At 66.3% G+C, this 22299-nt stretch carries 17 protein-coding genes and 3 pseudogenes; 5 read left to right on the top strand and 15 right to left on the bottom strand.

The window, feature by feature from the left end; translation table 11 throughout:
* Positions 1-5: 5 nt before the first annotated feature.
* From VEI45_RS20950 to VEI45_RS20940, 4 genes and pseudogenes are all read right to left on the bottom strand, one after another.
* Positions 6-344 (bottom strand): annotated as a pseudogene (locus VEI45_RS20950) (PhoH family protein); the annotation flags it as partial.
* A 264-nt stretch (positions 345-608) separates the two neighbouring features.
* Positions 609-854, bottom strand: a pseudogene (locus VEI45_RS26510) (LAGLIDADG family homing endonuclease); the annotation flags it as partial.
* A 567-nt stretch (positions 855-1421) separates the two neighbouring features.
* Positions 1422-2126 (bottom strand): annotated as a pseudogene (locus VEI45_RS20945) (PhoH family protein); the annotation flags it as partial.
* Positions 2127-2210: 84 nt separating this feature from the next.
* Positions 2211-2906, bottom strand: a complete 696-nt coding sequence (locus VEI45_RS20940; protein ID WP_324856450.1) for a TetR/AcrR family transcriptional regulator — start codon at positions 2904-2906, stop codon at positions 2211-2213.
* Between the two features lie 35 nt (positions 2907-2941).
* Between VEI45_RS20940 and VEI45_RS20935 the strand changes: the two genes are divergently transcribed.
* Both VEI45_RS20935 and VEI45_RS20930 read left to right on the top strand, forming a co-directional pair.
* Positions 2942-3844 (top strand): alpha/beta hydrolase, encoded by a 903-nt coding sequence (locus tag VEI45_RS20935; RefSeq protein ID WP_324856449.1) that lies wholly within the window; start codon positions 2942-2944, stop codon positions 3842-3844.
* Positions 3828-4463, top strand: coding sequence for a maleylpyruvate isomerase family mycothiol-dependent enzyme (locus VEI45_RS20930; protein ID WP_324856448.1), 636 nt, complete (start codon positions 3828-3830; stop codon positions 4461-4463). Before VEI45_RS20935 ends, VEI45_RS20930 begins: the two co-directional genes overlap by 17 nt.
* 9 nt (positions 4464-4472) lie before the next feature.
* Here VEI45_RS20930 and VEI45_RS20925 read toward each other — a convergent pair whose 3' ends face one another.
* The 4 genes from VEI45_RS20925 to hrcA form a co-directional block, all read right to left on the bottom strand.
* Positions 4473-4997, bottom strand: a complete 525-nt coding sequence (locus VEI45_RS20925; RefSeq protein ID WP_324856447.1) for a hypothetical protein — start codon at positions 4995-4997, stop codon at positions 4473-4475.
* A gap of 153 nt (positions 4998-5150) precedes the next feature.
* Positions 5151-5906: a 16S rRNA (uracil(1498)-N(3))-methyltransferase gene (locus VEI45_RS20920; RefSeq protein WP_324856446.1), complete on the bottom strand. Its 756-nt coding sequence runs from the start codon at positions 5904-5906 to the stop codon at positions 5151-5153.
* Positions 5907-5923: 17 nt separating this feature from the next.
* Positions 5924-7060, bottom strand: a complete 1137-nt coding sequence (gene dnaJ / locus VEI45_RS20915; RefSeq protein ID WP_324856445.1) for a molecular chaperone DnaJ — start codon at positions 7058-7060, stop codon at positions 5924-5926.
* A 79-nt stretch (positions 7061-7139) separates the two neighbouring features.
* Complete coding sequence (gene hrcA, locus VEI45_RS20910) at positions 7140-8183, bottom strand: heat-inducible transcriptional repressor HrcA (RefSeq protein WP_324856444.1); 1044 nt, start codon at positions 8181-8183, stop codon at positions 7140-7142.
* Between the two features lie 227 nt (positions 8184-8410).
* On the opposite strand from hrcA, the gene VEI45_RS20905 reads away from it, so the two are divergent.
* From VEI45_RS20905 to VEI45_RS20895, 3 genes are all read left to right on the top strand, one after another.
* On the top strand, positions 8411-8722 hold the full coding sequence (locus VEI45_RS20905) for a type II toxin-antitoxin system VapB family antitoxin (RefSeq protein WP_324856443.1): 312 nt from the start codon (positions 8411-8413) through the stop codon (positions 8720-8722).
* A 73-nt stretch (positions 8723-8795) separates the two neighbouring features.
* On the top strand, positions 8796-9392 hold the full coding sequence (locus tag VEI45_RS20900) for a carboxymuconolactone decarboxylase family protein (protein WP_324856442.1): 597 nt from the start codon (positions 8796-8798) through the stop codon (positions 9390-9392).
* A complete protein-coding gene (locus VEI45_RS20895) occupies positions 9389-10279 on the top strand; it encodes a sigma-70 family RNA polymerase sigma factor (protein ID WP_324856441.1) in 891 nt (296 codons plus the stop codon). Before VEI45_RS20900 ends, VEI45_RS20895 begins: the two co-directional genes overlap by 4 nt.
* A gap of 6 nt (positions 10280-10285) precedes the next feature.
* Here VEI45_RS20895 and VEI45_RS20890 read toward each other — a convergent pair whose 3' ends face one another.
* The 7 genes from VEI45_RS20890 to VEI45_RS20860 all read right to left on the bottom strand — a co-directional run.
* Positions 10286-10798: a hypothetical protein gene (locus tag VEI45_RS20890; RefSeq protein WP_324856440.1), complete on the bottom strand. Its 513-nt coding sequence runs from the start codon at positions 10796-10798 to the stop codon at positions 10286-10288.
* 144 nt (positions 10799-10942) lie between these two features.
* Positions 10943-12682, bottom strand: coding sequence for an ABC transporter ATP-binding protein (locus VEI45_RS20885; RefSeq protein ID WP_324856439.1), 1740 nt, complete (start codon positions 12680-12682; stop codon positions 10943-10945).
* On the bottom strand, positions 12679-15291 hold the full coding sequence (locus VEI45_RS20880; protein ID WP_324856438.1) for an ABC transporter ATP-binding protein/permease: 2613 nt from the start codon (positions 15289-15291) through the stop codon (positions 12679-12681). Before VEI45_RS20880 ends, VEI45_RS20885 begins: the two co-directional genes overlap by 4 nt.
* On the bottom strand, positions 15291-15503 hold the full coding sequence (locus VEI45_RS20875; protein WP_324856437.1) for an MbtH family protein: 213 nt from the start codon (positions 15501-15503) through the stop codon (positions 15291-15293). Before VEI45_RS20875 ends, VEI45_RS20880 begins: the two co-directional genes overlap by 1 nt.
* Positions 15481-16770: an NADPH-dependent L-lysine N(6)-monooxygenase MbtG gene (gene mbtG, locus VEI45_RS20870; protein WP_324856436.1), complete on the bottom strand. Its 1290-nt coding sequence runs from the start codon at positions 16768-16770 to the stop codon at positions 15481-15483. Before mbtG ends, VEI45_RS20875 begins: the two co-directional genes overlap by 23 nt.
* The gene (locus VEI45_RS20865; protein ID WP_324856435.1) at positions 16767-21218 is read right to left on the bottom strand and encodes an amino acid adenylation domain-containing protein; all 4452 of its coding nucleotides are present in this window, start codon (positions 21216-21218) and stop codon (positions 16767-16769) included. Before VEI45_RS20865 ends, mbtG begins: the two co-directional genes overlap by 4 nt.
* The coding region (locus VEI45_RS20860) for an AMP-binding protein (protein ID WP_324856434.1) at positions 21215-22299 on the bottom strand (1085 nt) is incomplete at its 5' end. The genes VEI45_RS20865 and VEI45_RS20860, both read right to left, overlap by 4 nt.

The following is a 22299-nucleotide window of genomic DNA, read 5'->3' as shown; positions in this document are numbered from 1 at the left end:
CGCTGTCACCGACGGCTGCGTGCGTTCGACGCCCGCCGCGCTGCCCGGTTCATCGTCAGACCGGGTTCCTCGTACCGTGCGTAGGCATCCACGATTTCCGAGACCAGCCGATGCCGGACCACGTCGACGCTGGTCAACTCCGCGATGTGGATGTCGTCGATGCCCTCGAGGATGTCGACTGCGGCCCGCAACCCCGACCGGTTGCCGCCCGGCAGGTCGATCTGCGTAACATCGCCGGTGACAACGACTTTGGAGCCGAACCCCAGTCGGGTGAGGAACATCTTCATCTGCTCGGCGGTGGTGTTCTGCGCCTCGTCGAGGATGATGAACGCGTCATTCAGGGTGTTGTGGGTAAGCAGAAAATCCTCTGTGACATAGAGCGAGTCCGCCGCCGCGACCCTGATGCACACTGCCTCCTCCGTGCCGGCAGGCTCAATACGCTCGACAAACCGCATCGGACGACCGCCGCCACTGGCGTCGTACTTAGCGGCCTTGCGAGCCAGGCGGAACGGGACGACTCCCTCGGGGAGGCGGATATCGAGGATGTGTGCGTCAGAGCGATGGTGTACGTCTCGACCATTCGCCAGTCCCGGCTTGCGTCCAGCGGCCGGCCGAGTGCGCTGGTAGACGATGCCGCCGAGCGACTGCACCAGGAAAACCATGTGGTCACGCAGTTGATCCGAGACCGTCGTGAACTGGATGCGGCAGGTCCGGCCGGACTGAGTCACCGGACCGCCATCAGAATCGAGTAGACCCTGGAGCACCGCCAGTCGCACGTCGGACGAATTGAAAAGATAGTTCTCAGGAATGAACTTGGTGTTCGAGCGGGCGCCGCTAAGACCAAGTTCACGCATGGCACCGGTGACCGGGTTCGTGATCGTAATGACCTCGCCGGGGCGCCTAACCCGGTTCAGCACATAGTCGACGTCGGAGGTACGTCGAACTTTGATCCCAGGAATGAGCTGCTCCAGAGATGCAGCGAGTTCGGGATCTACCGTCGCGAAACTAGGTGTGGCCTGGCAGGAGAAACAGCCATCGCCTAATAGAAGACCAAGTGCGTAAGGATCGAGCGGCACCGGCCGCGGCGCAAAATGCACCGGCGCTGTCAAGAGCGGCAGCTCGTAGCGGTGATAGTGCGCTGCACGGAGATTGCCGATCATCTCCTTCGTCTGTAGCACCCGCGGCGGCCTGCTACGCCGCCGATCTGCACGGGTATAGACGGCCCAAAGGTGGTCACCAGAGGCGAGTGTGGAGGAACGGTCCTGAGTGTGGACTCGATAGATTTCCTTAAAGCCCTGCGGATAAACGCCAAGCACTTCGGTCGGGTATCCGTCTGAGCCGATAACTTTATCCCCGACTTGAAGTTCACCGATCGGTCGAAAGCCGTTGGGAGTCAATACCTTCGTGAACACCGGCTGCGCGCGTCCCCGCATGTACGCCAGCGGTGCCACCTCAATGACGCCAGACGCCATCAGCTTCGGGATCAGCTCGGGATCCATCATGTCGTGCAGCGCGTCGTAAAGCGGACGGAGATAAGGATCGATCTTCTCGCTCAGTGTGCCGGGCAGAAAACCAAGCCGCTCACCGGCTTCCACTGCCGGGCGAGTCAGGATGATGCGGGTGACCTGTTTGCACTGCAGCGCGTTGACCGCCTTGGCCATCGCCAGGTAGGTCTTGCCTGTCCCTGCCGGACCGATGCTGAAGACGATGGTGTGGGCATCGATGGCGTCGACATAACGCTTCTGGTTGAGCGTCTTGGGCCGAATCGTCTTACCGCGGCGCGACAAGATGTCCAGGGTCAGCACCTCGGCCGGCGACTCGTTGCCAGTGCCGACCAACATGGCGACACTGTGGCGCACCACCTCGGGGGTCAACGGCTGGCCACCGGCGACGATCGCGACGAGTTCGGAGATCACCCGTTCGGCAAGCGCGACATCGGCGGGCTCGCCGGAGACGGTCACCGCGTTGCCGCGCACATGCAGATCGGCGGCCAGAATGCGCTCGAGTGCGCGCAGGTTTTCGTCAGCGGAACCGAGCAGGCCCACGACGAGGTCGGGCGGAACGTCGATGCTGCTGCGGACTTGAGAGGTCGATGATTCAGCAGCGTTGGACTCGCGGGGCGTCACGTGGTTTCTGTTGCCTGCTTTCTGCGGTTTGTCCAGCGGGTTAGCGTCTCGAGTCTACCGCCGGGTGGTTACCCGACCCAATAATTAGCCGCTACGCGAACAAGACTTCACGCCGGCCAACAGCATGTCGAGGGCCCGGTGGAATTCCGTGAGCGCACTGGAGCGTTGGCTGGTCTGGGCCAGCGCCGCGAGCCGAGGATGTTCGGCGCCGGCCAGCCGGCCGATGTGCGCCGCCACCGCGACCTGCTCGATATCCCGGTCGGGCCCGGCCAGCGGCCCCGCAAGTTCCACCTGGGCGCTGCCCATCACCAGCGCGAGCACAGCTCGGAACGCAGCCAACAGATCGACGTCGTCGAGACCGCCACGGGCGAGCGCCTCGACGAGCCGCTCAGCGGGGGCGTAGCTCGACGACGACACGGTGCGCCGCGTCAGCACCAGTGGCACGACATTGGGGTGGCGGCGTACGGCCTGCCACAACGCCGTCGCGACAGCTCGTACGTCCTCCAGCCAATCCTGCGATGGCTCAGGTAATTCGACGTCGGAAATGACCGCTTCGGCGACCAGCTCTTCAAGCTGGCCGCGGTCGTTGACGTAGTTGTAGAGCGTCATCGGTCCGGTGCCCAAGGCCGCGGCCAACGTCCGCATGCTCAAACCGCCGAGCCCGTCACGATCAACGATCTCCAACGCACGCGCCGCAATCTCAGCGACGTTGAACCGCGCCCGCATGGTCTGTCCCGATCTCATCGCGTAGTTGACACGTACATCGTACGTATTGTACAACACGTACATCGTACGTTTGAGGAAAGTAGGCGAGGGTGGGACCAGGCACGACAACATCGACGTCATTTCGTTCGGGCGGTCAATGCTGTGCGGCGTGGCTGACCCTGCCGGATGGACCGGGGCCACACCCGATCGCGGTACTCGTACACGGGTTCGGCGCGAACCACAGCATGTCGCTCGGCCGCTACGAACAACACTTCGCCGCGGCCGGGATCGGGACGCTGGCCTTTGACTACCGACACCTCGGCGACTCGGAGGGCCTGCCGCGACAGCGGCTGAGCCTGCGCCGGCATCGCCACGACCTCAACGCTGCGGTCGATTTCGTGCGGGAACTCCCGGATGCGGACATCAGCCGGGTGGCGCTGTGGGGAACCAGCCTTGGGGCTATGCACGTCCTGAGGGTCGCCGCCGATCGGGCGGACATCGCTGCGGTGGTGGTGCAGTGTCCGATCGTGTCCGGCGTGGCCACCCTGCGACGACTCAGGCCCACCGCGATACTACGGTTGACACCCGCGATCATCGAGGACGTCGCTCGCGCGGCGATCGGTCGCGGCCGCCGGTATATCCCGATCGTGGGGCCGCCGGGAAGCCTCGCCGCCGTCACCGTGCCCGGGGCCGAAGACGGCTGGTATTCCACGGTCGATCCGGGCGGCGGGTTTGACAACCGGGTAGCGGCGGCGAACACGATCGGGATCGCGTTGACGAGCGCCAAGCGCGCAGCCCGCAGCATCTCTGCGCCGTTGCTGGTCTGCGTGTCACGCCGGGAAACGCTGATGGACCCGCGGCATGCCGAGGATGTCGCCCGCAGCGCTCCGCGCGGCGAAATGCGCCACTACGACGGCGACCACTTCGAGATCTACCACCGGCCGCTGCTCGATGACCTGCTGATCGACCAAACCGCTTTTCTACAAAGGCATCTTCATGTTCGACGCGCGTGAACAACTGCGGGCCAACGATCTTCGATTTCTCGCCTTCGCCCGCGACCTGTCAGATCGGGACTGGTTCCGCCCCAGCCTTTGTTCTGAGTGGAGCAATCACGAAGTGCTGGCCCATCTTGTGATCGGTTATCGCGCGTCACCGGCCGCGATCGCAGCCCAAATGATCAGGCATCGGGGATCGTTTGACCACTCCAACGCCGGGCTGGCGCGGACTTTGGCGGCACGTCACGCGCCCGCAGTCCTGATCGGCGAGTTCGCCGCGTTGGTCGATAGACCACGAGGCGTGGGCCGGGTCTTCCCCCGACGACTGCTATTGGGCGACCACGTGATTCACGAGCTCGACATCGCTTTGCCACTGGGACTGCGACCAACGGTCAGCCAGGAGGTTCTGGCCGCCGTGCTGGACACCCAAGTGCGGGTAGCCAATCCATTCGTGCCCGCGGCGGCCCGGGCCCGGGGCCTCACTTTGCGGGCGACGGATGTGGACTGGACCTACCCGGATGGCCGGCGCTGCGTCACGGGCAAGGCCGCGCACCTGGCTTCGGCGCTGGCCGGGCGTCCGTGGGCGCTTACCCACCTCAGCGGCGACGGCCTGGCGCAACTACGCGAACGCGTTTGACCGCCGGCGTCAGCGCTGCAGCATTGTGTTAGCCGGGAGGTCCTTGTCGAGGACCTTCAATGCCTGGTCAACGCCACTGACAGGCAGCAATTTCTCGTCCAGCAGCCCGATCTGGGCCAGCAGCGATGCCTGATCCCAGTAGATCCGTTCGTGGGCCACCTTGTCCGCCTCGAACCCCACCACGACCACCACCGCCAGCATCACGGCGCGGCCGGTCGGCGCAACGCCGGGAAGGAACGCCGGCATGGGGATGTCGTGGGTAAACGACATGATCATCTCGTCGACGAGTCGCTCTGCCCCAATAGTGCGACAGACCGGGATGATTCTGGTGTCAGCGGGCCAGTGCCCGATGAAGTACTTGTCGTAGAAATCCGTCAGCGCACTGACGCCGGCTCCGCCCATCATGGTGGGCACGTGGTTCACATATGGGTCCGCGGTCATCGTCGCCATAGTCGCGGCCACGTCCTTGGCGACGAACTCATCGGCGATGTGCTCGTCGAAAATCGCACTCAGATCGTAGGTTTTGTTACTCATCCGACACGCCCCTTTCGGCCCGGGTCGAGGATCGCACCTCAGTCGGCGCGGCGGATAAAAATCAGCAGGCCAGGACTTGACCACTACGACGCCCAGATCGACACCAGTGCGAAACGGCGAAAATGCGGCGCCGGCGGCGATCTCGATGCCAGGCTACGTCGCTGGGCGGTCCCACCGCGGCGTCAGCACGCCCAGCGCGCCCAACGCGACCGCAGCCGCCGTCGACGTTCGCAGCACGGTCGGGCCCAGTCGGACCGCCACGGCACCTGCGTCGGTCATCGCGGTGAGCTCGTCGGGAGCGATGCCGCCCTCGGGGCCCACCACCAACGTCACCGATTTCGCTTGCGCCAGGCCGAGATCCGTCACCTGACCGGCAGCCGACTCGTGCAGCACCAGCACCATGCCGCCCGACGCGACCAGGTCGCCGATCCGCCGGGTCAGCGCTGCGGTGGTCAGCACACCGTCGACCGACGGGATGTGCGCCCGACGGGATTGCTGTGCCGCGGCGCGAGCGACCGCGCGCCAGCGCCGGAGGCCCTTGTCGGCACGGCCCCCCTCCCAGCGGGCCACACAACGCGCGGCCTGCCACGCCACCAATGCATCAGCGCCGGCTTCGGTGGCCAACTCGATCGCCAGCTCGGCGCGCTCGGCCTTGGGCAGCGCCTGTATGACGGTCACTGGCGGCTGCACCGACGGCACCTGCCAGCGGTCCAGCACCCTGGCCTGCAGCCCGTCGCGGCCGGCCTGCTCGACCACGCAGCGGGCCACACCCCCCGCGCCGTCGCCCAGAACTAATTGCTCGCCGCATCGGATGCGCCGCACGGTAGCGGCGTGGAAGCCTTGGTCACCCTCGACGACGGCCAGCTCACCGGTCTCGGGCAGCGCGTCGATATAGAACAGGCCGGGCATCCGAACTCAGCAGCCGGTTAGCGCCCCGTGAAGCTCTCGCGCAGCCGGCTGAACAATCCGCCGGTGGCGGCGTGCGTCGACCGGACTTCGGCCACATCACGGTCGCGGCGGCTCTTGAGCTCACGCAGCAGTTCGGTATCGCGATGGTCGAGTCGATCCGGTACCACCACTTCGACGTGCACATGCAGGTCACCACGCGCACCGGAACGCAGGTGCGGCATCCCGTGGCCGCGCCGGATCGTCACCGAACCGGGCTGGGTTCCCGCGGGGATGGTGATTTCGGTCAGGCCGTCGAGGATCGCGTCCACGGGCACGGTGGTGCCCAGGGCCGCGTCGACCATCGGCACCGAGATCGTGCAGTGCAAATCGTCGCCGTCGCGGACGAAGATGTCGTGCGGCTGCTCGTGGACCTCGACGTAGAGGTCGCCCGCCGGTCCTCCCCCGGGCCCGACCTCGCCTTGAGACGCGAGCCGGACCCGCATCCCGTTGCCGACGCCGGCGGGGATCTTCACCGTGATCTCGCGGCGAGCCCGCACCCGTCCGTCGCCGCCGCACTGGTAGCACGGGTCGAGGATGACTTCACCGACCCCGCGGCAGGTCGGGCAGGGTCGCGATGTCATCACCTGACCGAGCAGCGAGCGCTGCACGGTCTGCACCTCACCGCGCCCACCGCAGGTGTCGCAGGCCACCGGTGCCGAATTGCCGTTGGTGCCGCGTCCCTGGCATCGGTCGCACAACACCGCGGTGTCAACAGTGACCTGCTTACTGACGCCGGTCGCGCATTCGGTGAGGTCCAGCCGCATCCGCAGCAACGAGTCCGAACCTGGGCGGACGCGTCCGGTCGGTCCGCGCGAGGTCGAGCCTCCCCCGAAGAACGCTTCAAAAACATCACCCAAACCGCCGAAGCCACCGAATCCGTTCGCGGCCGACGCCGCGTTCTCCAGCGGGTCGCCGCCCATGTCGACGATGCGTCGCTTATCCGGGTCCGACAGCACCTCGTAGGCTACGCTGATCTCCTTGAATTTCGCCTGGGCGACCTCGTCGGGGTTGATGTCGGGATGCAGCTCACGCGCCAGCTTGCGGTAGGCGCGTTTGATCTCCGCATCGCTCGCGTTCTGGTTCACGCCGAGCAGCCTGTAATAGTCGCGTGCCACGCCTGACCTTTCTTAGGCTCTTAGGCCATTCGAAGCCGCGTTACCACGGCCATCCATAAATTCTGCAACGAGTGCGCGTTCAACGGGCACCCAGCACTTCGCCGATATACAAAGCAACCGCAGCGACACTAGCGATAGTTCCCGGATAGTCCATTCGGGTGGGCCCGAGCACACCCATCCCGCCGTAGACGGTGCCGGTGGTGCCGTAGGTGGTCGACACCACTGATGTGCCCGCCATCTGCTCGGCCTCGGTTTCGTGCCCGATGCGCACCGTCACCTTGCCGGCCTCCTGCTGGGCGGCTAGCAGCCGCAGCACCACGACCTGCTCCTCGAGCGCTTCCAGAATCGACCGCAACGAGCCGCCGAAGTCAGCGGCGTTGCGGGTCAGGTTGGCGGTACCGCCCAGCAGTAGCCGCTCCTCGCTGTGCTCGACCAGCGACTCCAGCAGCACCGTCGCCGAGCGTCCGACCGCATCGCTGAGGCTCTTGGGCTGTCCCGCTCGGCCGTCGAGCTGTGCGGCAAGCTCCGCGACCGCGATCGATGCCGCCGAGAGCCGTTTGCCTTCCAGCGCTTGGCCGAGCATCTCGCGCAGCTGGGACAGCTGGTGGTCGTCGATGACATCACCGAGTTCAACGATGCGTTGGTCGACCCGGCCGGAATCGGTGATGACAACCATCAGCAACCGGGCCGGGGTGAGCGCGATCACCTCGAGATGCCGCACCGTCGACGTCGACAACGTCGGGTACTGCACGATAGCCACCTGGCGGGTCAGCTGCGCCAGCAGCCGCACCGCGCGTCGCAGCACGTCATCGAGGTCGACACCGGACTCCAGAAAGCCTTGAATGGCACGCCGCTCGGCCACCGACAGTGGCTTGACGTCATCGAGTCGGTCGACGAATTCGCGGTAGCCCTTTTCCGTCGGCACTCGTCCGGAGCTGGTGTGCGGCTGGGCTATATAGCCCTCGGCCTCCAGCACGGCCATATCGTTGCGGACCGTGGCGGACGAGACGCCGAGGTTGTGGCGCTCCACCAGCGACTTCGAGCCGATCGGCTCCTTGGTAGCGACGAAGTCGGCGACGATCGCGCGCAGCACCTCAAAGCGACGCTCGTCGGCACTAGCCATTCCAGTCCATCCGACATCCACCTTTCCGACCTGGCCCATTTTACGGTGATCACCAGCCGCTATCGCTTCCAGCACCCACACCCCACCGGCCGTTCCGCCCCGCATCGTCGCCGCACAAGCCAACGGCGCGGCTCCTCCTCGGGCCATTTCGCCCCGCATCGTCGCCGCGCTAGCCTTTCCTGCATGGCCACGTCCAACAGCGGCGATGCGCCGGAGACGATCCGCGGATGATCTTCAAGGGCGTGCGCGAGGGCAAGCCGTACCCCGAGCACGGTCTGTCCTACCGGGACTGGTCGCGGATCCCCCCACGGCAGATCCGACTCGACGAGATAGTCACCACCACGACAGTGCTGGCACTCGATCGCCTGCTGTCCGAAGACTCCACCTTCTACGGCGACCTTTTCCCCCACGCGGTGAAGTGGAAGGGCATCGTCTACCTCGAGGACGGCTTGCATCGCGCGGTGCGTGCCGCACTGCGCAATCGCACCGTGCTGCATGCCCGGCTACTCGATTTGGATGCGGTTACCCAGCAGGCTTAGCGCTCGGTCACGTTCTTGCGCCGCCCAGTGTCGAGGTAGGTAAGACCGCACAGAACGCTTTGAGGAGGCCGCCATGCCACGACTTACCGGAGTATCCGACCGCGACGCCGGACTAGGCGCCAAGATCGCTTACTTCTTCACCAAGCGGCGCTTCAAGCAGATGACCGGACTCGGAACCGCAACGATGCTGGAGCCGCTGCGGATGTACGCGTATATCCCCAAGCTGCTCAATGCTTATGGCCGCTTGGAACTGGCGGAGTCGAAAATGGACATGCTCAGCCCCCGGCATCGCGCGCTGGCCGAGCTGAAGTCGGCGACGACGGTGCGCTGCGAGTACTGCATCGACCTCGGTTCACAGATAGCGCGCGGCTGGGGGCTTACCGACGAGGAACTGCTGGCGCTGTCGGATTACCAGAACGCCAACTGCTTCTCCGACCTTGACAAACTGATACTGGAATACGCCACGGCGATCAGCCGCACACCGGTCGAGGTGACTGACGAGCTGTTCGACGGGTTGCGGGCACATTTCGACAACGCTCAACTCGTCGGACTGACCCACATCATCACGCTCGGCAATCTGCGGGGGCGCTTCAATCTCGCGTTGGGTATCGGGGCATCGGGTTTCAGTGACGGCAGGGTGTGCGCATTGGCCGACGCCGGTCGACGGTGACCGCAAACGCCGACCTGGCAGCACGTTTCCAGGCGGCGCGGCCGCATCTGGGCGCGGTGGCGTACCGCATGCTGGGCTCGGTCGACGACGCAGAGGATGCCGTGCAGGAGGCCTGGCTGCGGCTGACCGGCGGCGACCACCGGGATGCTCGGGAGATAGCCAACCTCGACGCCTGGCTGACCACCGTGGTGGCCCGGATCTGCCTGAACGCCTTGCGCACCCGCCGGGCACGACCACGCGAAGAACTCGTCGCCCGTCTGCCGGACCCGATCGTCGATCCGGTCGGCGAAGTCGATCCCGAGCACCAGGCGATGCTGGCCGACGCGGTGGGGTTGGCGTTGTTCGTGGTGTTGGACACTTTGCCGCCGCCGGAGCGGCTGGCGTTCGTGCTGCACGACGTGTTCGCGGTGCCGTTCGACCAGATTGCGCCGATCGTCGAGCGGTCACCGGAGGCCACCCGCAAGCTGGCCAGCCGGGCGCGGCGCCGCATCCAGGATGCCGCGCCCAACCCGGACACCGACCTGGCGGCCCAGCACGCCGTCGTCGACGCGTTCTTCGCCGCCGGACGTGCCGGCGACTTCGATCGGCTGGTTGCCGTACTGGACCCCGACGTGTCGCTGCGCGGCGACTTCGGCCCAGGCCCAGCCGGGCTGCGCTCGGTGCAGGGCGCGTCCGCCGTGGCCGGGCTGGCACGCGGCTACGCGGACCCAGAACGCGAGGTCCGCACCGCCGTCGTCAACGGCGCCGCCGGCGCGGTGATCTTCGTCGCCGGCGCGCCGACCGCCATCATGGGCTTCGTGGTACGCGGTGAGCGTATCGCCGCGATCGACGTGCTGGCCGATCCCGAGCGCATCGCGCGGATCGACTTGCGAGCGGTTACCGGCTAGCCGGCATCAACCGGTGGCCGCCTGCACCAGCGCGATCGCGGAGTCGTGCTGGATGACCCAGGTGCCACCTTGATCGATGAACGCGAGTTGCTTCGTGACCGGCCCGGCGAACTTAGGACCTGTGATGGCGACGTCAGCGCTGACCGCGTTCGGAGCAACCGGCTGAATGTTCGTGACGTTGAACTGCTCCGGGAATTTGCCGTCCCGGTAGGCCTTTCTCAGGTCGTGATCGGCCACATGGCCCTCGTCTCCACTGATGCCGTTTTCGACCAGACCGAACTTGTTCTCAAACGACACGCCAGGATCGGTGACCTGGGTGCAGAGGCTGGACAGCTGTTCGGGGCTCGGCGGAGGTGGCGCGCCCGGCGGGGGTGGCGGCGGGGGGTCCTGGGCGAACGGCACGCCCAAGGCTGCAGGCTGAACCTGCAGGGCGGCCGGGTGGCCCAACGTCACGCCGGCGGCCGCGGCTCCGATTGCGGCGACGGCTGCCGCCCCGGTGGCGAGCAATTTCACGGTCATGGCTGTCCCTTCGATTCGGACTTCGACATCGGTGTCATTCTGCTGGTCACGGCGTGTTCTGTAGCGATGTCGCTACGGGCGTGTCGTATTACTGGTTGTCTTACATCAAGCCACTCGTGTGCCGCGCTGACAAGGGGCTGATGGCTAGCCGGCATGGATCCGCCACTCGGCGGCGTCCTGCTGCTGTCGCCAGAATTCCGCGAAACGTCCGCCCGCGCTTAGCAACTCATCGACCGGACCATCCTCGATTACCCGACCGTTGTCGAGAAAAAGAACCCGGTCGGCATGACGAATGCTCGCCAGTCGATGGGCGACGATCACCCGGGTCCGCGATTGTGGATCCGCAGTGAGCGCATCCACCACGGCGGCCTCGTTCTCGGTGTCCAGCGCGCTGGTCGCCTCGTCGACCAGCAAAATCGGTGCGGATTTGAGCAGGGCACGCGCGATGCTGACACGTTGCCGTTCACCACCCGACAACGCCGAACCAGCCTCGCCGACGATCGACTCGCCACCGTCGGGCAGCCTGTCGGTGAGCTCGTCGACCCGCGCCAGAGCGACCGCCCGACTGAACTGATCGTCGGCGGCCGCAGGATCTCCGGCGAACACGTTTTCGCGGATCGTCCCGTGGAATAAGTAGGGGTGTTGGAACACCACACTGCTTGCGGCGCGCCGAGTTTCGGCATCGAGTGTCGCGGCGTCGACGCCGTCGAGCAGGACACGGCCGCGGGTCGGTTGGTGCAAGCCGGCGATCAGCGCCAAGATGGTGCTCTTGCCCGAGCCGGACGGCCCGACGATCGCTGTCGTAGTTGCCGGCTGCAGCGCGAAACTCACCCGAAAGAGCACCGGCGTGCTTGCGCCGTCGTAGCTGAACGCGACGTCTTCGAACTCGATACCTGATGCCGTGGCGCGGGCGCGCAGCGTCGCGGTACCGGCATCCACGACCGGCGCGGTGAGCACGGCACGAATGCGGTCGAGCGTGGAACGCGTGCTCTCCAGGGCAGGCGCCAGTTCACTGATCGTGGTGAAAGGCTCGAGATAACGGGCGATCACGACAATCAGCGCGATGGCCACAGGCACGCTGAGCCTGCCCGTTACCGTCAGCGCGGTGGTCGCACCGGCAAGCAGGATAAGGGCCAGTTGGCTGGCAATACTGAACAGGAACTGGCCCGGGATCTGCATGCCCAGCAACCGCATCGTCGCGCCGTGCTGCGCGGCCAGAGCGTCACCGACCAGGCTTCGGGCCGGCTCGACGCGCCGCGCGGCCCGCAACGCCTGCTGGGTACGGGCGAATTCGATAATGCGCTCGGTCAGCGCGGCGTTGGCCGCACCCGCCGCAGCATCAGCGCGGCGCGCAAGCCGTACCGAGGCCCACAACGCTCCCAACAGCAGTGGCACACCACCCATCGCGGCCATGCCAAGCTGCCAGGAGACCGCCAACAGCGCCAGCGCGATAGCTGCCGGCAGCAGGACTGCGGTGACGAGCGGCGTCAACAGGTTGACCACCAGGCCGACGAGTTCAGGCCCCGTTGCGGCGATCGCTTGTCGCGCCGTCGCGGTGTGGTCGGCGCTGAACCAATCCAGCCGCACATCCGGAAGCCGGTCCGCGACGTCATGCTGGGTGTGGTCGAGCACGGCGAAACCCAGATTGAAACCGATCCGCGCGGTCGCGGCGTCGATCACCCACCCGGTCACCGTCGCGGCGGTAAGCCAGGCCAACCACAACAGCGCGCGTTGCGGTGTGTCACTGAACAACGCCGCCACCAGTGGAACCAGCAGCACGGTGGCTATCGCCCGCACCGCCACGGAGACCAAAGCGAGCACGGTGTAAGCGATCACCTTGCCGCGGCGGTCGGCCGGGACCAGGCCTAACCAGGTGCGGATCATCGCGTCGCCTCCTGACCTGCTGCGAGAGTCACCGGTTCGCGATGGCCGCTTTCCCAAAGCCGTCGATATCGGCCATCCGCGGCGAGTAATGCGTCGTGGGTGCCGCGTTCCGCGATCCGGCCGTGGTCAAGCACGACGATCTGGTCGGCTCCGGTGACGGTGTGCAGTCGATGAGCGATCACCAGCACGGTGCGGTCCCGGGTCAGCCGGTTGAGTGCTTGCTGCACAAGGTATTCCGACTCCGGATCGGCGAACGCCGTGGCCTCGTCGAGGATAAGGACTGCGGTGTCGGCGAGGATGGCACGGGCGATGGTGAGCCGTTGCCGCTCCCCACCCGAGAGCCCAGTGCCCGCACCCAACACGGTGTTGTAGCCACCCGGCAATCGCATGATGCGATCGTGGATTTGCGCCTCACGGGCAGCAGCCTGGACTTGTTCGGCGGTGGCATCCGGGACGGCCAGCGCGATGTTCTCGGTGACGGTGCCGTGCACCAGCTGGGTTTCCTGCAGGACGAAACCGACTCGCGTGTAGACTTCGTCGGCCGTCATGGACCGGATATCTTGCCCACCAACGCGTATCGCGCCGTGCTGGACATCGTGGAATCGGGCCAACAGCGCGGCCAGCGTCGATTTTCCGGATCCGGACGGGCCGACGAGCGCGGTCACCGTGCCCGGCCGCAGCGTCAGTGAGACGTCCTTGATCACTGGTACGTCAGGGCGGTAGCCAAAGCTGACATGGTCGAACACCACGGTCGCGCGTGTGTCATCGCCTGACGCGTCACGCGGCTGTTCACGCACGGAGAGCTCCGGCTCGTCGAGCGTGATCTGCAGGCCGCGGGCGGCCAACATCCCGGCGCGGATACCACCGATGCCGTAGGCGATATTGAGCAGCCGCGCGCCGAATGTGGTGCCCAACAACATAAACGGCAACATGTTGACCGGATTCATCCGATTCGTGACGACCAGCAGGGTGCCGGTGACGGCGATGAGCCATAGGAAAGTCGCCGGACGGGTGGCCAGATCCATCAACGTTTTCTTGCCGGCCAGCGGACGCTGCCAGTCGACCAGGAATCGGATGTACTCGTCGAGCCGGCGCCGGAAGCTCGACGCGGCGGCGCCGCCGAACACGCGGATCACCGGCTGGCCTTCGAGGTAGGCGCCAGCTTCGCCGTTCATCTTCTCGGCCCAGCGTTGCGATTGCGGGATACGCGGCCCGGACTGGATCGTGATCGACGACGTTAAGACCAGGTAGAACAGGACGGGCACGAACAACACCAGCGCCACCCGCCAGTCGACGACAAACAGGTAGACAAGCACCGCGAGCGGGGCAACGACCGCGGCAACCGCGTCCGGGATGGCGTGGGTGACCAGATAATGCAGCGACAACGTGTCGTCCTGCACCAGCTGCTTGATCGACCCCGACCCGCGGGCGGTGAACCAGCCCAGCGGTAACCGCGACAACTTGCTCAACAGCCGCGACCGCAGGTCGCTGGCAAACCGGGCGTCGACAACGTGCAGCCACAGCGTAAGTGCGGCGCCGAGCACGGTACCGACCCCCAACAGCGCGACGGCCGCAATTCCGATCTCCCACAATCGTGACGCTTCGGCGCCGCCCGCCAGCAGCCGCGCCAACTCGACCAGAAGTACGAACGGCGCCAGCTGCAACAGCGTGATCACCGCCTGCAGCACACCGGAGGCGATCAGCGCCGAGCGCAACGGCGCGAGCAACCGGCCAGCGGCCTGGGCGCGCCAACTGCCAGGGGATATCGGCACCGGCGCAACCGGTTCCTGCTGCGCCACAGCGCTTTCCGGCTGAATTTCATCGGCCGCCAGCGCGACGTTTTCGGTGGCGTTCGGCTCGTCGCCGCGGCGGGTACCCATCGCACGCCCGGCACTCCAGTACGCCTGAGCGTGTATCTCGGACTTGGGAAAACCGAATTCGTCGCGCAGCCGTGTCCGCACGTGCTTGAGTGTTGTGGCCTCGGGTGTCGCCCAGGTGTACCAGTTCGACCAGTCCCGGTTCTCGATCGCTGCGGCGAGTGATTTCTCGTCGCGGCGCCTAATCCAGTGCACCTGCAACCGGGGGTGCTGCCCGAGCGGGATCAGCGTGTCGTTGTCGTGGTGCTGCTCGAGATACATCTCGATCGGGACATCGTCGGGGACAACCCCGATGATCCCGTTCATCCCCGGGATCGACGCCGAGTCACCGATCAGCAGATAGCCAGCGGGCTGCTCGTCGAGTATGTCGAAGCGCGACGAACCCATCAGCGACATCACGGCGATCGTCGCGCCGGGTTCGACAGTGCGCGCCCACGATGACGCCGGGCCGGCCGGGCCGTGCAGCAGGATATCGACCGCGAAGCGTCCGGCGGGCACGTCGGCCTCGGAAATCGTGTATGCGCGCTGGAATTCGGTCTTCGACCCTTCCGGGTCGGGAAACCAGAACCGCAGCCAGGCCGCGGGTTCGGCCTGCGCGTCTTCGAACAAGGTTGGGGATTCCATCCGTATCCGGACGAAATGCGGTGCGATCTGGACGGTTTCGATCACTGCCGCGGTGTGGTCGCGAGCACCGAAGCCCCGCAGCATCGCGCCCTGGAATCCGCGTGCCATCAGCGGCCCATCGCCTCGCGGAGGCTCTTGGGCCGGATGTCGGTCCAGAGCTCCTCGACATACGCCAAGCGCTCCGCACGACTTGCTTCACCGAAGACATTCCGCCAGCCCGCCGGAACGTCGGCGAACGTCGGCCACAGGCTGTGCTGGCCTTCGTCGTTGACCAACACAAGGAAGGCGCCGGTCTCGTCATCGAAGGGATTGGTGCTCATCATTTCTCCTAGTCGAGGGGTCGGTGTTGGGGCCCAGTTCGGCACCTAGCACCCGGTCGGACAGCAGTCCCAGACAGCTCAGGTTGGGGAATCCCGGACCCTGGTTGAGTCCGGCGAGGTTGGGCAAGAACAGCTTTGGAGTGACATCGATGACGGCGAGATCGTGCCCGATCGACTCCTGCAGGCGATCGTCGGTCAGCGGGCCGCCCAACCCCAGCTCGAGCAGGTCGAGTGCGTCCTGGCTGAACAGCGTGGTGAACCACAGCGGGTCGGCACCCGATCCGTCGATGACCAAGTCGAAACCGTGCACGGTCTCGACGTTCTCGCTGCCCCGGTTGGTGGACAGCGTCAGCCGGATCTGCTCATCGCGGCCCACCGCATGAGCAACCCGTCCGCGCAGATGACGGATGCGGTCGTCGGCCAGCAAGGCGTCCTGGACGTTCGACGAGAACACCCCGCGGTCGGTGCGGGCAATCGCGTCGCGGCGTTCGTCCCGTGTCAGGGCCGTCCAGTCGGTGGGGTCGGAGAACAGCGTGTTCTCAAAGAAGCTCTCACCACGGGTGAACAGCGTGACCTGTGGCGAGATCACGGTGATGGTCGAAACCCGGTGTCGGAAAAGCTCGTTGAGCATCGCTGCGGCGGTCTCGCCGCCCCCGATAACCGCGACCCGCTCGGCGCTGATCCGCTCGTGCTGGCCGGCACGATGCCAGAACTGAGCGATCGAGAGCACCCGCGGATTGCCGGGCAGCAGGGACCGTTCGGCCTGGCCCGGCCCGGTGATCATCAAACTGTCAGCGTGCAAGGTGTTTTCGTTGGTGTGCAGCGCCCAACGGTCGCCGTCGACGGCGAGCTGCTCGACGTCGCCGTACACCATTGTCATGTCGATCTGCTCGGCAACCCAGCGCAGGTACTGGCTCCACCGCCGGTGGGTGGGCGCCGGTCGGCCCCGGTCGATCCATTGCGCGAACTGGGCGGTGGCGATCAGATACGACTGCCAGCTGAAGCGAGTCATCCGCTCGTCGAGTTCGGCGTTGCGACGCGGCACCAGCGACGAGCGATACGGGAAGCCGACATCCTTCTCCGGGCTCGTCCCCAGCCGTTGCGCCCCGTCGGTCCAGCCGCCGCTGGACTGCCAGTTGGCGCCCACTCCGATCCGCTCGACGGCTACCACTTCGGGCGCGTCGACTCCCATCTGGCTTAGCACGTATGCCTTGGCGGCGACGGCCACCGCCTTGACGCCGGCACCCAGCACCGCAAGTGTGGTCATGTCACCATCTCCTCGAGCGCTTCCGTCCAAAGTGTCTGCAACGTACTGATATCTGAGTCATCGAGAATGCCGGGAAGCGCGCGCCACTGCGAGGCCAGCATCTGCCGATCACCGGCGCGCACAACGAGGGCCAGGATCGTCAGCTCGTGGCGCACCGCGAGTTCGGGCTCGGGCACCGGCGACATCCCGGCGAGTAGGTTGCGGTCCAGCCGCAGCCCGGTGCCGGACGAGTGAGCTGCGCCAAGATAATTCAGCAGCAGTTGCGGTCCAGGGAACGCGGCGAGCTGCTCAGCGGTATCGGTGCGCAGATAGCGCAGCAATCCGTAGTCGAGGCCGTCGCCCGGGATAGCGGCCCGCAGCTCCCCGACGCGTCGTGGGTCAGCCGAGTCCACCCGCAGCGGGTAGATGGAACTCAGCAATCCCACCGTGTCGCTGGTATCGACCCTCTGCACCAGCGCGTCGGCGCGGCCATGAGTTTCCAGCGCCAGCAGCGGTACAGGAGTGGGCTGGCCGCGTGCTTTTCGCCAGCGGGTCACCATCGCCGACGCCGCGGCGACGAGTAAGTCTGGCAACGGTACGCCACACTCCAGCAGCCTGGCGCTGATCTCGGCGTCGGTGATCGCCGTCCGCACGAGCAGATCACCGGCCCGGTCGCGGCCCTGGCGGACCCGTCGCGCGCCCAGATCAGGATCGTCGCCCGTCAGCTGGGCGCACCAGAACGGCGCTGTGTCAAGCTTGTTGGCTCGCTCAGTCAGGGCGGCTGCCCAGCGGCGGTAGCTGGTGTGCTCGCGCACCGCGGCGGGCGGGTGTCCGGTAGTCAGTGCTTGCAGCGCTGCCGCCAATTCGCCGAGCACCACCCGCCACGACGCCGGGTCCATCGCCAGGACATGCGCGGTGAGCAGCAACACGCTCTCGCCGACCGGAGGTCGCAGCCACAGCGCGGCCAACAGCACGCCCCGTTCGGGATCGAGGCTGTCGACGGCCGCCGCGGCGTGCACGGTGACCGCCGCTTGCAGATCGTCGGAAACTTCGACCTCGGTGAGGTATTCGGCAGCAGAGACGTGGTGCAGCGTCAGGGTGGCGCGATGCAGCCGGGTGTGCAGCACTTCGTGCCCGTCGACGATGCCGGCCAGCGCGGCGTGCAAGTGCTCACGGGTGACGTTTTCGGGCAACCGGATGGCTTCGGTCTGTGCCAGTCGGCGCGGCTCGCCGTATTCGTAGAGCCAGCGGCCGTTGGGCAGCAGCGGGATCGGGTCGATGGTGTCTTCCAAATCCCGGGTGATGTCGGCGGCTTCGGAGTCGATCGCCGCGGCAAGTTCGCGGATGTTTATGCACTCCAGGATCAGTCGCGCGCGGAGCGCTATCCCCCGTGCGCGCGCTGCCTGCACCACCGACAACGCCATGATGCTGTCCACGCCGAGGTGTAGAAAGTCGGCGGTGACGTCGACCCGCGCGGCGTCGGGGGTCCCGAGGACAGCTGAGATTAGTTCTGCGAGCGCTGATTCCGTGGCAGTTTCGGGCTCGGATTCACCCGAGACCTCTGCGGCCGGTGCAGCAGTGGGATCGGCGGCGGTCAGTGCGGCTTCGTCGAGCTTGCCGTTGGGGGTCAGCGGGATTTCGTCGACTATGACAATGCGCTGCGGAACCATGTAGCGCGGCAGCCTGTGCCTGAGCATGCTGCGCAGTTCGGCGGCCGACGGCTGCGGGCCCACCGCGTCGGTCGTCGCGACATAGCCGGTGAGCCGCGGAACTCCCTGACGCTGGTGCACTACGACGACCGCGTGCCGGACGCGCGGGAGCGACTCGAGTGCGGCGCCGATCTCGTCGGGTTCGACACGATAGCCGCGGATTTTCACCTGGGAATCCGCTCGCCCCACGTACTGCAGTGCGCCGTCGCGGTGGCGGCGCACCAGGTCGCCGGTTCGATACATCCGCTCACCCGCAGCGAACGGATTGGCGACGAAACGCTGGCTGGTCTCCGCCGGGCGGCCCAGGTAGCCACGAGTCAACTGGGCGCCAGCCAGGTACAGCTCACCGACTGCGCCGCATGGCACCAGCCGCAACGCCGAGTCCAGCACGTAGCCGTAGGTGTCCCGGGTCGGCCGCCCGATCGACGGTTCGCCGTGCTCGGCGATGGCGGCCACCACCGCCTCGACCGTGGTCTCAGTGGGGCCGTAGCAGTTATAAGCCGCCAGCTGGGCGCTGGCGCACTGGTCGCGGATGAATGCCCACGCCGCTCCGCCGACCGCTTCGCCGCCCAGTGCCAGCACGGCCAGCGGTACTGGATCCAGCAGACCAAACGACTTCATCTGGGCGAACATTGACGGGGTGGTGTCGATCATGTCGATGCGTTGCTCGGCGATGACTTGAACCAGCGCCTCGGCATCGGTCTGGGTGTGCTCGTCGACGACGTGCACTGTATGGCCGTCCAGCAGCGCAATCAGTGGCTGCCAGGCTGCGTCGAATGCGAACGACCAAGCGTGTGCGATGCGCAGCGGGCGGCCCAGGCTCGCGGCCGCGGGCCGCAGCACGTGGTCCAGATGATCGTCGGCATAGGCGCATACTGCGGCATGAGTCCCGATGACGCCCTTGGGTTCTCCCGTCGTCCCGGACGTGAAGACGACGTAGGCGGCCTGCTCGGGCGCCACGTCGACCGGGCGAAAGTCACGGTCTTCGTCTGCACCGGCCTTTAGCAACTGCTCGTCGACGACGATCGTCGCACCGCTTTGGCGCAGAATCGAATCCACCCGTTCCGGTGGCATCCCCGGTTCCAGCGGCACGCACATGGCCCCGACCTTGAGCACAGCGAGCATCGCAATGATGTACTGCGGGCTACGCGAAAGCTGTACCGCAACAGGAGTTTCGCGGGCGGCTCCGCGGGCGGCCAGCGCGGCGGCCAGTCTGTTGGCCGACACGTCCAGCTCGCGGTAGCTCAGCGTGCCACCCGCCCAGCTGATCGCGAGGTTGTCGGGCATCCGCTTCGCGACCGTCGCGAACCGCGCGTGAATGCTCAGCGCCGCAGGCGGTGTCACCGCGTCGATGGCACCGAGTGGCGACGCTTCGTCGTCGAGCAGCACGCTGACCTCACGCAGCGGGCGCTCCCACATCTGCAGCAGCCGCTGGGCGGTGGACAGCACCCGGCGACCCAGCGCCGCAGCCGTCGTGACACCCAACGCGCCGTCGGTTACTTCCATCTGCACAACGAGTTCGTTGCCGGCCATGTGGGCGGCGAGCACGACCGGGAAATGCGTCAGGCTTTCCAGCGCAGCAGGCCGGAAGGTTACTCCGGCACTGGTCAATTCGCCGCCGGCGGCCATCCCGCCCAGCGGGAAGTTCTCGTAAACCAGCAATGTGTCGAACATCTCGCCGACACCGCCCAACGCCCGCAGCTGCGCGTGCCCGAGGTATCCGTGGTCGCGCAGCATCGCCGAATCACGTTGCACGGCCCGGCATTGCTCACCGACCGCGATCGTACCGTCGAGCCGCACCCGCAGCGGCACGGTGTTGATGAACAGTCCGATCATGGTTTCGACGCCGGCCAGTTCCGCCGGCCTGCCGGACACGGTTACCCCGAATACCACATCGTCGCGGTCCGTCAACCGCGACACCACCAGCGCCCAGGCCAGCTGCAGCAGCGTATTGATCGTGACGCCCCGAGAACGGGCGCCGTCGACCAGCTGCGCGGTGTCCTGCGGGCCCATTCGCAGTTCGGTGCGCCGTGGGAGCCGGGTGGAGCCCGAATCGACCGAGCCCTCGTCGCCCAGGGCAGCCGATAGGAAAGTCGGGCCTGGCAGGTCCGCTAGATGTTGACGCCAGATCTGTTGACTGGCAGCTTGATCGCGGTTGGCCAGCCATCCGATGTAATCGCGGTAGGGCCGCGGGTTCCCGGGTAGCGCTTCGAGGTCTCCGCCGGCCTGGTACAGGGTCGTCATCTCGTTGACGAACACCGGCAACGACCACCCGTCGATCACGATGTGGTGGGCGGTGATCACCAAACGCCATTGTGCGCTGGGCAATTCGATCAGCAGGAAGCGGATGGCCGGTGCGCGTTCGAAATCAAACGGCCGTCGACGTTCCGCGGCCTCCAACATGTCGACCTCCTCGGGCGCCGCGGTGATGTGCCTCCACAGCAGCTCGACGCGCGACGGCACGATTTGCACCGGCCGCGCGATTCCTTGGCTGAAAAAGCTGGCCCGCAGGTTCGGGTGTCGTGTCAACATTTTTGCCGCGCAATCGCGGAGCAGGTCGGTGTCCAGCGCACCGCGGATGTCTGCGGCCATTCCGATCACATACGGATCGTCGGCGGGTTCGTCTAGGACAGAATCGGCGAACCCAGAAAGCACAGTCAGCGAGTACAAGCCCTCTTGCAGTGGGCTCAGCGCCATGACGTCCTCGATGTCGGGGGCGATGTCGGGACCAGAGCCGGTTTCGGTTCCAGCGGCTGTCATGACGCACCGTCGCGCGATGTTGACCAAAGCCGCGTAACGGCGGCCAGATCGGCAGGTGACAGCCCGGAGGTGCTCATCGGCTCGAAGCTGGTGTCGGCCGGCTCGGGGACCTGCGCGATCAGAGCGGCATCCTCGCCCAGTGCATCCAGCGCAGCCGCCAGCTGCTGTAGGGTCGGGTTCTCAAACACCATGCGCGGGTTGACCGCAAGGCCGGCCGCCCGTGCTCGCGCGGCCAGTTGCACCGACAGAATGCTGTCACCGCCGAGGGTGAAGAAGTCGTCAAAGCGACCGACTTCGGCGGTCGACAGGAGCTCGGCGAACACCGCGGCCAAAGCGCGCTCAGTATCGGTGCACGGTGGTTCGGTCGCGCCGCTGGTACTGACCGCCGGCCTGGGCAGCCCGGGCCGATTCAGTTTGCCCGAGTCGGTTTTTGGCAGCACGTCGAGCACGGTCAACGACGACGGCACCATGTATCCGGGCAGCGTCGCAGCGACCGCAGCCCGGACCGACCCCGCGAATGCCGCCTTCTGCGCCTCATCAGTGATCGGCCGTTGCGGCACAACATATCCGGCCAGCGTGCTGCTGCCCTGCAGCTCCCAGGTGCGGGCCGCTGCGGCGCCGACACCGTCAGCCGCCGCCAGTGCGGCCTCGACCTCGGCCAGCTCGACCCGGAAGCCGCGCACCTTGATCTGGTGGTCGGCACGTCCGACGAACTCCAGTTCACCGTCCTCAGTCCACCGGGCCAGGTCGCCACTGCGATACAACCGCGTACCCGGCTCGGTGGCATACGGATTGGCCACAAATCGTGAGGCAGTCAGGCCGGGCCGCTTCCAGTACCCCCGGGCCAACTGGTGACCGGCATAGTAGAGTTCGCCCACCACACCGACCGGCACCGGCCGCAGACCGTCATCGAGCAGATACGCATCCGCACCCGGCAACGGCTTACCGACCAGCGGGATCGGTAAGCTCAGCCGCCCGCGTGACACAGCGCCGGAGGTCTCGGTTGAGCCGATATTGTTCAGCAGCTCCGGGCCTTCGCCGGCATCATCGACACACACTGCGATCAGCCGCTGTAGTAGCG

Origin of the sequence: Mycobacterium sp., assembly GCF_035623875.1 — a bacterium.
Classification (GTDB): Bacteria; Actinomycetota; Actinomycetes; order Mycobacteriales; family Mycobacteriaceae; genus Mycobacterium.
The sequence above is the reverse complement of the archived record's forward strand: the minus strand, read 5'-3'. Positions and strand labels throughout refer to the sequence as shown.

Excerpts from the sequence above, each read along its gene's own strand:
- mbtG (WP_324856436.1), bottom strand. The coding sequence starts at position 16,770 with ATGACCACACTTGCGGTGCTGGGTGCCGGCGTCAAGGCGGTGGCCGTC.
- VEI45_RS20905 (WP_324856443.1), top strand. The coding sequence starts at position 8,411 with ATGATCTTCAAGGGCGTGCGCGAGGGCAAGCCGTACCCCGAGCACGGT.
- VEI45_RS20885 (WP_324856439.1), bottom strand. The coding sequence starts at position 12,682 with ATGATCCGCACCTGGTTAGGCCTGGTCCCGGCCGACCGCCGCGGCAAG.
- VEI45_RS20865 (WP_324856435.1), bottom strand. The coding sequence starts at position 21,218 with ATGACAGCCGCTGGAACCGAAACCGGCTCTGGTCCCGACATCGCCCCC.
- VEI45_RS20925 (WP_324856447.1), bottom strand. The coding sequence starts at position 4,997 with ATGAGTAACAAAACCTACGATCTGAGTGCGATTTTCGACGAGCACATC.
- hrcA (WP_324856444.1), bottom strand. The coding sequence starts at position 8,183 with ATGGCTAGTGCCGACGAGCGTCGCTTTGAGGTGCTGCGCGCGATCGTC.
- VEI45_RS20875 (WP_324856437.1), bottom strand. The coding sequence starts at position 15,503 with ATGAGCACCAATCCCTTCGATGACGAGACCGGCGCCTTCCTTGTGTTG.
- VEI45_RS20900 (WP_324856442.1), top strand. The coding sequence starts at position 8,796 with ATGCCACGACTTACCGGAGTATCCGACCGCGACGCCGGACTAGGCGCC.
- VEI45_RS20890 (WP_324856440.1), bottom strand. The coding sequence starts at position 10,798 with ATGACCGTGAAATTGCTCGCCACCGGGGCGGCAGCCGTCGCCGCAATC.
- VEI45_RS20920 (WP_324856446.1), bottom strand. The coding sequence starts at position 5,906 with ATGCCCGGCCTGTTCTATATCGACGCGCTGCCCGAGACCGGTGAGCTG.
- VEI45_RS20930 (WP_324856448.1), top strand. The coding sequence starts at position 3,828 with ATGTTCGACGCGCGTGAACAACTGCGGGCCAACGATCTTCGATTTCTC.
- VEI45_RS20880 (WP_324856438.1), bottom strand. The coding sequence starts at position 15,291 with ATGGCACGCGGATTCCAGGGCGCGATGCTGCGGGGCTTCGGTGCTCGC.